Below are 13,339 nucleotides of genomic sequence, written 5' to 3' on the forward strand. Positions count from 1 at the left end.
GGTTAATCGGGCGCATGGTGCAGATCATGAGATCACGCGGCGTGCCGCACTCGGATGCGGACAGGCCGGTGGCGAGCCGGCACTGCAACCGGCTCGCCTCAGCTGCGCCGGTAGTCGTCCTCGATGCGGATGATGTCGTCCTCGCCGAAATAGCTGCCGGTCTGCACCTCGATCAGCTCGAGCTGGATCTTGCCGGGGTTCTCCAGCCGGTGCACCGCGCCGATCGGGATGTAGATCGACTCGTTCTCGTGCACCGTCTTGACCAGCTCGTTGACGGTGACCTGCGCGGTGCCGCGCACCACGATCCAGTGCTCGGAGCGGTGATGGTGCTTCTGCAGCGACAGCCGCCCGCCCGGCTTGACGATGATGCGCTTGACCTGGTGGCGGTCGCCATTGTCGACCGACTGATAGGAGCCCCAGGGGCGATGCACCTTGATGTGGTTCTCGGTCACCCCGGGCGCCGCCACTTTCAATTTTGCGACCAGCCGCTTCAGCCCGTTGGCGTCCTTCTGACGTGACACCAGCACGGCGTCCTGAGTCGCCACCACGACGAGGTCGTCGACGCCTTCGAGCGCGACCAGGGCCCGGTCGGTCGAGACGTTGCAATTGCGGGAGTCTTCGAACACCGCCGCGCCGCGCGCCGCGTTGCCCAGATTGTCCTTGTCGGAGAGCTCCCAGACCTGACGCCATGAGCCGATGTCGGACCAGCCACACGCCACCGGCACCACCGCGGCATGCGCGGTCTTCTCCATCACGGCGTAATCGATCGAGATCGCCTTCGCCGCGCCGAACGCCGACGCATCGAGCTTGACAAAGCCGAGATCGCGCGTCGCGGCAGTGACCGACTGCTCCACCGACGCAATGCTGTTGGTATCGACATTGCGATACTCGTCGAGCAGCACGCTTGCGCGGAACATGAAGTTGCCGCTGTTCCAGAGATAGCCCGCATCGATATAGCCTGCCGCAGTCGCGGCATCCGGCTTCTCGACGAACTTTGCCACCGCGCGCACCTCGCCGGCGACCACCTCGCCCGGGCTGATATAGCCGTATTCGGTGGCGGGCCGTTCCGGCTTGACGCCGAAGGTCACGATGCGGCCGGCTTCGGCAGCCACCAATCCGCCGCGGCACGCGGCGACGAAGGCCGGCGTATCCCGCACCAGATGGTCGGCGGCGAGCGCCAGCACGATCGCTTCGCCGTCACGGCCCTGTGCGAATGCGGCACCGGCCGCGATCGCGGGCCCGGAGTCGCGGCGCATCGGCTCCAGCAGCACATCGGCCTCGCGGCCGATCTCGGCGAGCTGCTCCAGCACCATGAAGCGATAGGCCTCGTTGGTGATGACGATCGGCCGCTCGAACAGGCCGGCGTCGGAGACCCGCAGCAGCGTCTCCTGGAAGGTCGAGCGCGCCCCGAACAGCGACAGGAACTGCTTCGGATGCACCTCGCGCGACGCCGGCCAGAGCCGCGTCCCTGCGCCGCCGCACATGATCAGGGGAATAATTCGTCGATCCATCGATGCCTCAGGTCCTATCGTGTCCGCGCTCAAAGACCAGTCGAGCGACGGGGGCCGCGATCGACGGTGCCGGCGACTGCCATGACACTAGCACGGCGAAACCGTGCGTCCGTGGATATTCCGGCGCGCATTTTGATCGGTGTGGCGAACTGCTGCGGTCCCAGCGGCCAGACGGTGTCCCCGGCATGTGGTGATGCACCGGCCGATCGATCCCTCCGTCAGGTCCGGGTAGCCACAGCGCATAATCCGGAATGGTTAGGGGGCTCCTCCAAGGGGAAATAGCGCGCGAGGGCGAACTGCACGAAACTACGAGGAAATTTCGGATTGGCGAGGGCAGAGCCAGATGGGCAAAACAAGCGCAGCAGTGCCATCGACCGGAAGGGGTGGATTGCTTCCGTTGCTCGTGCTCGCGATGCTGGTGCTCACCAGCATTCCGCTATTCAGCGTGGGTGTGCAGGCGCAACCTGCTGCATCTCGTCAGTTGCGGCGAGAACCTCAGCCAGAAAAGCCGCAAGTGACGATGAATGCCTGGACTATCGGCCTCGCCGGTGGCCTGCTCGAGGGCGCACCTATTCGCCTCGCGGCCGAAATGGCGCGCGTTGTGGACGACGGCGACAAGCTGCACGTCTTGCCGGTCGTGACACGCGGTCCGACCGAGAACGTGAACTCATTGCTGTATTTGCGCGGCATCGATGCCGCCATCATCAATTCCGACGTGCTCGATGAATACAAGAGCCAGGTGCCGGACATCCAGCAACGGCTGGCCTACGTGCTGAACCTGTTTCCGTCCGAACTGCATATCTTCGTCCGTCCCGAGATTCAGAGTCTGAGCGATCTCGTTGGAAAGAAGGTCAACTTCAACAACCTGGGGACTGCCGCGGCCTATTCGGGACCGCTGATCTTCAGCCGCCTTGGTCTCGACGTGGAAAAGACCTTCATTCCTCATCAAGTCGCGCTCGAGCAGATGCGCAAAGGTGAGATGGCCGCGGTCGTCTTCATCACCTCCAAGCCCGTGGACGCGTTCGTGCGCGGCCGCTGGGAGCCCGGATTCAAATTCCTGCCCGTCCCCTATGACAAAAAGTTTGAGGACTTCTATCTTCCCGCCTCGCTAGAGGCCGCGGAGTACCCCAATCTTATCAAGCCGGGCGAGCGCGTCGCGACAATCGCGGTGCCGACCGCCCTGGTGGCCTTTAACTTCCCGGTCAAGTCGAACCGTTACGAACGCATTGCGCGCTTCGTGGAGTCCCTGTTCTCGCGGATCGACAAGCTGCAGCAGCCTGGCTTCGACCAGAAGTGGAAGACGATCAATCTCGCGGCGACCGTTCCCGGCCTGACGCGTTTCTCTGCGGCGCAGGCATGGCTTGATCGCGGGCCGCGCGCCGCCACAAATCCATCGCAATGAGACGCGCGGCGATCCGGATGGTGGCTGGATTCTTGCTGGCAACCGGTATTGCCTCGGCACAGGCGGAAGGACCTCGTCGCATTGCTCAGCTTCGTGGTTGCTCCTCCATGGAGCGCCCGGAAGGGATCGAGTGCTCCGAGAAGCTGTCGCGAACGTCAACGCCGTCCCAGCCGAACCAGCTCAACAACTGGGTCATCAGCCTGACGACATCGCCTCTCGACTACTCACCCGTTGCCACCGCCACGACGGCATCTCGCGATGGTATCGGCGAAAGCGGAATGACGCTCTCGATCCGGTGCCGTGGCGGACGGAGCGAATTGATCGTCGGAGGATCCCGCGTGTCCGGTCGCACCGACGGATATGCGCTCGCCTATCGTATCAACGACGGTCAACCACAGCAGATCAATGCAACCGTGCCGGCGTCCGGGACGGGCGTAGCGTTCGGTGGCGACGTAGCGCGCTTGCTGCAGTCCCTTCCGGACGGCGGAAGTCTCGCTATTCACCTTGCCCCCCGAACGGGTGACGCGCTGGACGCGGTGTTTCCGTTGGGTGGTTTGGATGCGGTGCGCGCGAAGATCTCCGCCGCCTGCAAGTGGCCGCAACCGGCCGCCAAGCGCAACGGATAGAGGATTTGATGACGTGTGTTCAATAGGAGAGGTACCATGCGTGTGTTTCAGCATATTGCGACGATAGCTACCATCGGAGCCGCAACGATCCTGCTTGCCGCTCCCTACGCTGCGGCTGAGCAGGGCGGCGGACGTTACTGGACGCCAATGATAACGAACACCGCTGCGGACAGTGATCATGGTGCGCGAAAGGCCCATGTTGCGCGCAAGGAGACCGCTCACAGAAAAGAGCGATCCATCCTCAACGCTAACGCCCGGATTCCAACCAACGCCAAGGCGCACAACCTGATCCTGCAAGTGAATACGAACGACCCTGCCGCCATGAATCTCGCACTCAACAATGCGACCAACGTCGCACAGTATTACAAGGATCTCGGCGAGAAGGTGAAGATCGAGGTGGTCACATTCGGACCCGGCCTGCACATGCTCCGCGAGGACACGTCGCCGGTGAAGTCCCGAATTGAGGAGATGGCGCTAAGTACGCCGGAAATCTCGTTCAAGGCCTGCGGCAATACGCAGGAGAAAATGCATAGTGCCGAGAAGAAGGACATCCCGATCATTCGTCAAGCGGAGGTGGTGAAGTCCGGCGTCGTGCGCGTGATGGAGCTGCAGGAGAAGGGTTGGTCCTACGTAAAGCCGTGACGCACGGCCTTGTCTGGAAAGGGCCTCAATGCGGGGCCTCGCGCCGAGGGTAGGGGACTTGACGCCTCACCTCGACAGATCGTGTCGCCATACGAAAGGTGATTACGGATGGATCGCACGGTTCTCCTGGATGACGAAGTAAGCCCCGCCTGCGACATCGCAGGCGCACCGGCGCGACGTCTGCTCAGTGTTGCACAGCCCGTGCTGTTGTGGACGACGACCGTCGCCATGCTCGCAACCGCGTGGGTACCCGAAACGACACGGGCGTCGCCCGATCCGGTCCGTCTCGCCGCGGATGCGCGGCAAACGATGGCCGTTCGCAATACCAATTCGGCCACTGCGGCGGAGGACGGCAATTCCAAAGTCGCGCCGCGGGGCGAAGGCGATACCGAGCGGCCGATGCTGACAGTACAGGGAGCGCGCGACCAGAGCGGGCCTCCCTCGGACCAGGTGCCCGATTTGGGCAAGAGCCTGTCCTGCGAGCTCTCGACTGCAAGGCTTGACATAGGCTTGTTGCAGCGCATCGAGCAACAGCGCGAGCGGGCGGAGATGTTGGAGCAGGATCTTGCCGCGGCTCGACGCGACGTCGCGGTCCAGACTGCCCTGGCCAGTAAGGCCGTCGAAGATGCCGCCCGGGTGAAGCAGGCCGTGCAGGGTGGCGAGGGGGGGCAGGATGCGCTGCAACAAGTGCGTGAGCGGGCAACAAGGCTGGAACAGGATCTCGCGGCGGCGCGACGCGACGTCGAGACCCAGACCGCGCTGGCGGCACGGGCAGGCGAGGAGGTTTTGCAGCTGAAGCGAGCGGGCAAGATCGGCGCGGCCGAGACGAGCCAAGTGCCTGCAAGAGGCGGAGTGCCGGCGCACGGCCTTTCCTTGGCGCGGAGTGCAGTCCAGGCCTACGAGGCTCAAGTCCGTGCGGTTGGAGGAGAGCTGGCCGAACTCGGGCAAGCGACCGCGAGTGATACCGGGTCGTATCGCGACCCGGAGCGGCTCGCACGTCTCGAGCAGGACCTCGTGGTCGCGCGAGGCGAACTCGAGACACAGACCACGATCGCGACGAAAGCGAGCGAGGAGGCGTCCCGCTTCAGGCAGTCGGGGGAGAGGGACGCGGCGGACCTGCAGCAGGAACGCGAGCAATCTGTGCGGCTGGGTCGGGATCTTGCGGCGGCGCGGCGTGATCTGGAGGTCCAGACCGCATTGGCGACGAAAACGAGCGAGGAAGCGTCCCGCCTGAAGGCGGCGGGCGAGAGCGGCGCAACCAAGCTGGAGGTATCCCTGCAGCAGGAGCGCGAACGGTCTGCGCGGCTGGATCAGGATCTCGCGGCGACGCGGCGTGATCTGGAGACTCAGACGGCGCTTGCAACGAAAGCGAGCGAGGAAGCGTCCCGCCTGAAAGCCGCGGGGGATCGCGGAACGCCGGATCTGCAGAAAGAGGAGGAGCGGTCCGCGCGGCTGGAGCAGGATCTCGCGGTAGCGCGGCGTGACCTGGAGGCCCAGACTGCACTGGCGGCAAAGGCGGGCGAGGAAGTCTCGCGTCAGAAGCTGTCGGTGGAAGCCGTGTCCGTCGATCTAAAGCAGTCGCGGGCGAAGGTCGACGCGATGTCCCTGGAGCTTTCCCAGGCACGCAGCTCGATTTACGCATACGAGGCGCAGGCCCTTAAGGCTGGAGAACAAGTAGCGGAGCTCAGGCGCGCGGCTGAAGGCGGCGCGGCTTCAGCTCACAAGGCCTCACCCGACGCACAATTGGCCCGGCTGGAGCAGGACCTCGCGACGGCGCGCCGTGATGTCGAAGTGCAAGCCGCACTGGCGGCGAAGGCAAGCGATGAAACAGCCCAATTGAAACGGGAGAAGGAGAACGGCGCGGCGGAGGCGCAGAATCTGCTGCAAGCTGCACGTCAGCGGGCTGACAGGCTGGAGCAGGATCTGGTGGCGGCGCGACGTGATATCGAGGGCAGGATCGCGCTGGTGACGCAAGCAGGCGAGGAAGCCACACGGCTGCAAGTAGCGGTCAAGGGCGCTGCAGCGAACCTGCAGAAAGAGCGTGAGCGATCCGCGCGGCTGGAGCAGGATCTGGTGGCGGCGCGACGTGATCTCGAGAGCAAGGCCGCGCTGGCGACGCAGGCAGGTGAGGAAACATCCAAGCTGCAAACAGCCGGCAAGACCGCCGCTGTGGATCTGCAAAAGGAGCGCGAGCGATCCGCACGGCTGGAGCAGGATCTGACGACGGCGCGGCGCGATGTCGAGTCCAAGACGGCACTGGTAGCCAAAGCGGTCGAAGACCTGTCCCGGCTGACATCCGCGGGGAAGAATGGCGCGGCGGACCTGCAAAAGGAACACGAGCGGTCGGTGCGGCTGGAACAGGACCTGGCGGCAGCGCGTCGCGATAGTGAGGTCCAGGCGGCGAAGGCCGCGAAGGCAAGCGAGGAGGTCTTGCTGCAGAAGAAGGCAACAGAAGCCGGTGCTGCCGAGCTGAGGCAATTGCGCGCCGAGAGCGCAGGCGCGAAGGCGCAGAACGTCTTCCTGTCGCGGAGCGCGATCCAGGCGTATGAGGCACAGGGGCGCAAGGAGACTAGCGCTGCGTCAGATGCCTTGACGACCGGCTCGTCCGGCCCGGACAAGTCCGGCTCGATCGCAGTGGCTGCCAATCCGATAACCGAGCAAGTGCCTCAGGCGCGTGCTCCCGCTGTCGCTCAGCCTGCTTCCGAGCAGCTTGCAGAGGCCGCAGGGTTGATCCTGCGTGCAAATGCCCTGCTCCGGCAGGGCGATGTGGGCGCGGCGCGGCTTGTGCTTGAGCGCGCCGTCGAGATGGGCAGCGCTCAGGCGAGCTTCGCGCTGGCAGAAACCTACGATCCGTTGGTTCTGGCGAAATGGGGAACTTACGGCACCCGCGGCGATGCGAGCAAAGCAAGAGCCCTGTATGCCAAGGCCGATGCCGCAGGAATCAAGGAAGCGAAAGCTCGGCTGGACGCGCTGCATCGCTGATATTTGCGGACACGCGCCGCGCCTGGCCGATCAGCTCGCAACCGTGACCGAGCGGACCGACCTCATCATCTGACGCCGACTGAAAGCGGATCAGCCTCCGTCACCGCAGTTCGGCCCGTCGCCGGTGATGAGCCTAATCCGCTCAGCTTTCGGGAAGGCACGTCGGGAAGATCCTGGTATCGCAAGGAGACCTCGACCGTGTCGCCTGGTTGCAACTCGGTGTCTTCGTTCGCGGCAATCTGTTCCGGCCCGTTCTTGCCCTTCCTGACAATGGTAATGTCGGGCTTGCTTCCGCTTCCTCGCACGAGCTGTGATCGAACCATCGCGGTGTACTGAATCTTCTCACCCACGGCCTGCAGTCTCTCGCGAACCTGGTTGAGCCTCAAGCTCGTGTCCTGCAGCTCGCGCAGCAGGTCAAGTCGCCGCTGGTCATCGAGCTTTGTCAGCCTTCTGACGAGATCATCCTGTTGCTTCTTGACCTGCAGCAGCTGCGCGGAGGTCTGCAGCTTCCTGGTTGACGACAGCAGAACCGCCCGACGCGCATCCGTGACGCGCGGGCTGGTCAGGGTGCCTCTGGCGAACATATCTTGCGCCTTTTGCAGCTCTTCCTGGTCCGACTGAAATCCCTCTTCCTCCCGCTTTTGCTGCTCGGACAGCACGCGCACTTCCTCGTCTCCCTGCCGAACGCCGCGCTGGATGAACTCCTTCTCCTGCTGATAGTCACTCTGCTTCGCCTTCAGGTACTCCGTTTCAGCATTGAAGATTTCCGAAATCGCCGATCGAGCGATCGGTGCCTCCTTCGCAGCGTTCGGAGCGATCTGGGTCGCCTCTCCAAGTTCCGTCTTGATACGCCACAAGCGCGCCTGCTCTTTGGCGAATTCCGTCCAGAGCGATCCGTACTCGGCTCTCATGTCCGCCAGATCGAGATAAGGATTGTTCATTCTCACGTGCATGATGTCGTAACCGCTCGCTACCGCTATGAGTTGACGTGCGGTGATCGACGGAAGGTAAGGATACTGGCCCGGCTTCGAGACATCGCCATTGATGTAGATCGGCCTGTAGTCCGCCACAGTTGCAGTGATTTCATCTGCATCGATCACGATGACGCTTTCGCGCCCTTCCGGACTTCTCTGTCGAAACACCTTGTTCGCCAGTGCGGTGCCGACCTTGGCTCGGATCTGTGGCAAGCTCAGTCCGGCTACCTGAAGCACTCCGACGAGCGGCAACGATATGTTCCCGTCCGTCTGCACGGCCGCACGAGATCGCAGCTCCGGCACGCCCGCGGCCGCGACCTCCAGCACATCTCCGACATTGACGAGATACTCGGCTTTCGCTTGGGTCACTGAAATCGCCACGCCGAGGGCGACCAAGCCCCATTTGATGTAACCGCCGAGGCCGTTGTCCAGGATACTGGGCCTGAAACGCTTGCGCGGTGTGGAGTTCGGCATGACGGCAACTTTCTGCGACGTGGTCACCAGGATAAAGCCCTCGGAATCTGTCGGCGTACCAACACGTCAACATCGCTGACGCTCGGGTCGCCATCGAGGCGGACGATCGGCAAACCGGGGTTGGTTCCCTCATTTGCTGCGAGGCAGGGCTTCCCGCCCGCATTTTCGATTGATCGGCCCTGTTGATCGTCAATTCGAAGTTGCATCAGATCCATTGGGATGTGCGAACGCGCGGATCGCCACTCGAATTTAGTCCGGTAGTGCCGCGGCTCAATGGACCATCGTAATTACCCATTTATTGCCTTTCCCAACCTGTGACCCGGAATGTACTGATTCAGCAGGAAATGCGTGATTGGGCCGTAGAGTGCCATGAACGATGCGTTCTTCACCGGGCTGCCGGCCTCCGCCAACCTTCCGGCGCATCCGGTCCATGGCAGCCGGGTGAATTCAGCAGGTGCCGTCGGGCCGGTTAATGGCCTCACTGGCCATGACCGCTGCCGAATCCGTCGCCAGCATGACTTCGGCTCATATCGCGGTCCTCGTCTATCACAGGTTGAGGCCGCGACTTCGCGCGGTTTCGGCCAGCAATCATCAGCGCTGGTATGAAAATGCTACAGAATACAACGGATAGTTGGATGAACCGGGACGATCCGCCGCCGCCGGAATTTCGTCCTACGTCGGTCATTTCCGTGCGAGCGGTGTTTGCCTTCGTACGGCGACGCCTGTTGACCATGTTCCTGGTGTGTTGCGCAGCGCTTTGCGTTGCCGTGCTCTACCTCATCATGGCGGTGCCCACGTTTACCGCCAAGGCGCAACTTATCGTAGATTCGAAAGCGACCCCCGGCGACGTTGCAGCAGTCGCAACGATTGTCGAGAGCCAGATCGGAATCATAAGGTCCGAGAGCATCGCCAGTGCCGTGATCGAGAGGCTCGGCCTTGCGCAGGATCCGGAGTTTGCGGGCGGGCAGGGTAGCAGCGCGCTTTCCGTATCCCGGTTGCTCGGCTGGACTAGACCGGAAGGCGAAGGTAGCGCCATGCGCTACGCCGTGGAATCCTTCGGACAAAGGCTTACCGCCAAGCGCATCGGCCCGACTTACCTCGTCGAGCTCACCTTCAGTTCCAAGAACCCTGATCGGGCAGCGCAGATTCTGAACGCCGTCGCAGAAAAGTATATTACGCATCAAATGGACCAAGGGGGCTCGCTGCAAGATGAGACGTGGGTCCGAGATCGACTGAATGGCTTGAGCACTCAAGCGGCAGCTGCGCAAAAGGCACTCGAGGACTTCAGTACAAGCAAGAAGGATGCGCCGGATTCCGCCGCCAATATGGACAAGTTGGCGGCAGCGGCTGAATCGGCCAAGAGCGCTTATGACAATTTTCGTCACATGCTGCGCAGGCTTGAGGCGACGCGACAGCAGTCCTCGCCGGTGTTTGCTGCGAGCCTGATTACTCAAGCGTTGCCTCCTCTGAGGGCCGCTTCGCCAAAGCCCAAGAATGTACTTGGAATAGCGCTCCTTGGCGGGCTGCTTCTCGGCCTCGCCTTCGCGGTGCTGCAGGATCTGATGGATGGTCACATGCGCTTCGCTGCGTTGGACCACTTGCTCGGACACGATGATAGAGCCGAGTGGCCTGTCTCGGACGCAGTTCGACCGGATCATCAATCTGAAACGTCGAAGACCAGGCCAGTGCGCCTTACGGGTTCGGGGTGAGGGCAGAACTGCCATTCTCGGAAATGCTTGAGATGCACTGTGTTGGACAGCCGGCGGGCAGGCGCCATCGGATGATCAGTTCGGAAGACGTCACGCTGCCGGCCGGGAATGAAGACTGGGCGCGGATTCGACGCGTTGTGCCATGTCGATAGAATCGCTCAAGCTCGCTCGAGGTGACTTTCAGTGGCTTGGGAGCCGCTGCACACCGAGAAACCGTGCACTCGCGCTCGATCGCGTTGAAACGCAGGGAGCGGGCTCGTCATGACCGTTGCGGTAAGATATGGTGGCGGAACTCCCTATCATCGCGCGTCTGCGTACTCGCTCGACCAAAGGGTAAAATGGCTTTTTCTGGCGGTCATTTTCATACTGCCATTTCAACGAGTGCCGTTCATCAATTCGAACCTGTTAGGCATACAGGGCTGCAAACCCTTCAACCTGTTGTCAGCGGGAGTGCTGGTCTATTTGTTATTCCGAGTTTCACTCTTATCAGCGACCGACAAAATCGAACGGACGTCCATCCGCATTCTCTTGCTGTATTTCGTAACCTTCATCATTGCCTTTGCTAGATCAGTCTCGAATGCTCCTCTGCTTCATGAGCGTCTCCCTGATGTATTTCCAGATTCCTATCTGGATTACATCATGTCATACGGCATGGTTCCGGCGTTCTACATACTGCCGTTTCTGTTCATTCTGAAGCGATGTCGTTCGTTTTCGGAGATTGAGACAGTCGTCAACGCAATCTGCGTTTCGATTCTCGTCTTATCGGCGAGCTTCATATTCGTCGCCGCCATGAATCCATCGGCCGCACTTTCGGGGCGGGCTGCCGTTAACGATTTGTGTGAAGCCTACTTCGGCATCCACTACAACACGATGGGCACGATATACATCTGCACGGCGCCTTTGCTGCTATACAAGGCACTTACGCGTAGCCCACTCTGGATGGTGCCCGTCGCCTTGTCGCTTTTGGGGCTCCTTCTACTCTCATCGCGCAGCGCGCTTCTGACCGTTGTGGGCTCCTACGTTCTTATTCTGATTTACAAGCGCAAGTTTGCCGTCCTGGCTGCCGGCGCCGCGATGGTGGCCATCGCATCCGTTCTCTGGATCGCGCCAACCATGGACGCCATCTTTTCCATTGGTTTCGATGGGACTTCGGAGGTGTCGGCTGACGAATTGCTGACTGGCCGTGTAGATTTCATTTGGATACCGGTGCTCAACGAATGGACGAGTGATCTCGGCCTGTTTCTGTTCGGCGCGGGTCGGTCCGGAATCATAACCAGCGAAGCCTGGTACACGGGAACGCTTATACAGGCTACTCATGCGCACAACGCAATTATCGATTTCTTTCTCGACTGTGGAGCGATCGCGACCGGCATTCTTCTCGTTTTTATGTGCGTCGGAATATCAACCGCCTGGCGTGTCGGCCGACGGTTGCATAACGACCTGTATTGGGCCCTGTTTGCGTGCATCGTCGGCTATGGAATAAGCATGTTTACCGAGCGGGAGGTATTTCCATCGTTCGAGAACATGTACCTGTTCCCTCTCATTGCGATGATGGTTAACCTGGCGCGCCTGTCTTCGCGCGTGGGCCAAAACTCGGCATGAGCTGCTGATTACAACCGGTCATCGCTGATGGAATTGTCGCTTAGGTAAGCCTCGGCGACCTGACGCTGGTGCAATACGAGGCAGGTCCGAGGGCTCCAGGGCCCCCTCGAGGCCCCGCCTCACGCCGGCACCGCAACCGCGGCGACAAGCCGGTGGAGGTAACTCCTGTTCTCCGTCGCTGAGCCCGTGATCTTCTTGCAACGAAGCGACCGAGCCCGCCTAATGATGATATTTAGCTTCGCATCGTTCCTAATTGTGATGGATTCCAGCGTGACTATGTCCGAGCGGGAGAGGGCGGTTGGCAACAGCCCGACCGAAATGATCAATATCCCGTTCTCGTGTGACCGTGCCGGCGGGCGCCGTATGAACACGGCACTGTCACACGCGTTCATCAAGCACGGCGAAGTGTTCTACGACCCGAGGGGAGCTTCGTGCGCGCGGGGACAGAAGAATTTCGGTGGAGCGCAGCGACGGTCAAACTGGCAGGGAGCGCTCCAGTGATAGGACCGCTCAAGCGTCTCACGCAGCGCCTGCTCATCGGCGCGCTCGGATTTGACAACTACCTTTTCTTTGTCGCTCAAGCGCGCATCGCTACGATAAAGGCGTTCCGTTACGAAGCCGACTTCCTGTACTTTCTCAACATGGTGCCGAACGACGGCGTAATCCTCGACATCGGCGCCAATATCGGGGTGACGGCCTACTTTCTGGCGGCAACGAAGCCCGGCTCCCGGGTCCATGCGTTCGAGCCGGGGCCCGAGAACTTCAGGAGTCTGACGCGCGTAGTCGCGCAGCATACGCTCGCCAACGTGACGGTTCACGAATGCGGTCTGGGCCGCCAGGCTGCAGCACTTCCGATGATCATGCCTGTGATAGGCGGCATTAAGCGACACGCGCTGTGCCAGGTCGACGACGGGCACTCCGAATACAAGGAAGGCATCCGCTTCCAGATCAAGATAGAGCCGCTCGACGACGTTCCGGACCTCAAGACGCGCACGGATGTGCACGCGATCAAGATCGATGTCGAGGAATTCGAGGCCGAGGTGCTGAAAGGGGGCATGGAGCTGATAAGGCGCTGCCGGCCGCTCATCTTCTGCGAGATATGGAAGCCCGAGAACCGCGACGAGATTCGAGCGATGTTCGAAGGCGAGCGCTATCGCATGTACGGCTATGAGCATGGCGTGCTCAAGCCTGCCGGGTCCGGCCTCAAGAACTTCACAGGAAACTTCTTCATCATTCCCGATGAATGTCCGCTGCCCCAGTAGGGCTTGCGCCGGTGTCCCGATCCCCGTCGCGCACGGCATAGCGTTTGTGAGCGAACGGTGCGGCAGTCACCGATCCAGCCTCTCCTGGCTTACACGAGCCGTCCAAGTACTACTCACAAAGAGCAACGCAGCGAGACCGATCGCTCCATTGGGCG

The 13,339-nt window shown here is 61.5% G+C and carries 9 protein-coding genes; 7 read left to right on the forward strand and 2 right to left on the reverse strand.

Annotated elements, in window-relative coordinates; translation table 11 throughout:
* Positions 1-98 precede the first annotated feature (98 nt).
* Complete coding sequence (locus ACE103_RS16350) at positions 99-1,511, reverse strand: mannose-1-phosphate guanylyltransferase/mannose-6-phosphate isomerase (protein ID WP_375780264.1); 1,413 nt, start codon at positions 1,509-1,511, stop codon at positions 99-101.
* Positions 1,512-1,923: 412 nt separating this feature from the next.
* On the opposite strand from ACE103_RS16350, the gene ACE103_RS16355 reads away from it, so the two are divergent.
* The 4 genes from ACE103_RS16355 to ACE103_RS16370 all read left to right on the forward strand — a co-directional run bounded on the left by ACE103_RS16355 (position 1,924) and on the right by ACE103_RS16370 (position 7,163).
* Positions 1,924-2,913 carry a TAXI family TRAP transporter solute-binding subunit gene (locus tag ACE103_RS16355; protein ID WP_374708052.1) on the forward strand — a complete coding sequence of 330 codons (990 nt, stop codon included), beginning with the start codon at positions 1,924-1,926 and terminating at the stop codon, positions 2,911-2,913.
* Between the two features lie 17 nt (positions 2,914-2,930).
* Positions 2,931-3,539 carry a hypothetical protein gene (locus ACE103_RS16360; RefSeq protein ID WP_375780265.1) on the forward strand — a complete coding sequence of 203 codons (609 nt, stop codon included), beginning with the start codon at positions 2,931-2,933 and terminating at the stop codon, positions 3,537-3,539.
* A gap of 36 nt (positions 3,540-3,575) precedes the next feature.
* The gene (locus ACE103_RS16365; protein ID WP_223973939.1) at positions 3,576-4,181 is read left to right on the forward strand and encodes a DsrE family protein; all 606 of its coding nucleotides are present in this window, start codon (positions 3,576-3,578) and stop codon (positions 4,179-4,181) included.
* Between the two features lie 108 nt (positions 4,182-4,289).
* On the forward strand, positions 4,290-7,163 hold the full coding sequence (locus ACE103_RS16370) for a hypothetical protein (protein ID WP_375780266.1): 2,874 nt from the start codon (positions 4,290-4,292) through the stop codon (positions 7,161-7,163).
* A 65-nt stretch (positions 7,164-7,228) separates the two neighbouring features.
* Here ACE103_RS16370 and ACE103_RS16375 read toward each other — a convergent pair whose 3' ends face one another.
* A complete protein-coding gene (locus tag ACE103_RS16375; RefSeq protein WP_375780267.1) occupies positions 7,229-8,638 on the reverse strand; it encodes a polysaccharide biosynthesis/export family protein in 1,410 nt (469 codons plus the stop codon).
* Between the two features lie 608 nt (positions 8,639-9,246).
* On the opposite strand from ACE103_RS16375, the gene ACE103_RS16380 reads away from it, so the two are divergent.
* The 3 genes from ACE103_RS16380 (at position 9,247) to ACE103_RS16390 (ending at position 13,184) form a co-directional block, all read left to right on the forward strand.
* Positions 9,247-10,320 carry a GumC family protein gene (locus ACE103_RS16380; protein WP_375780268.1) on the forward strand — a complete coding sequence of 358 codons (1,074 nt, stop codon included), beginning with the start codon at positions 9,247-9,249 and terminating at the stop codon, positions 10,318-10,320.
* Positions 10,321-10,581: 261 nt separating this feature from the next.
* Positions 10,582-11,922 (forward strand): O-antigen ligase family protein, encoded by a 1,341-nt coding sequence (locus ACE103_RS16385; protein ID WP_375780269.1) that lies wholly within the window; start codon positions 10,582-10,584, stop codon positions 11,920-11,922.
* A 497-nt stretch (positions 11,923-12,419) separates the two neighbouring features.
* On the forward strand, positions 12,420-13,184 hold the full coding sequence (locus ACE103_RS16390; protein WP_223973922.1) for an FkbM family methyltransferase: 765 nt from the start codon (positions 12,420-12,422) through the stop codon (positions 13,182-13,184).
* Positions 13,185-13,339 lie beyond the last annotated feature (155 nt).

Origin of the sequence: Bradyrhizobium sp. ma5 (genome assembly GCF_042258955.1) — a bacterium.
GTDB lineage: Bacteria > Pseudomonadota > Alphaproteobacteria > Rhizobiales > Xanthobacteraceae > Bradyrhizobium.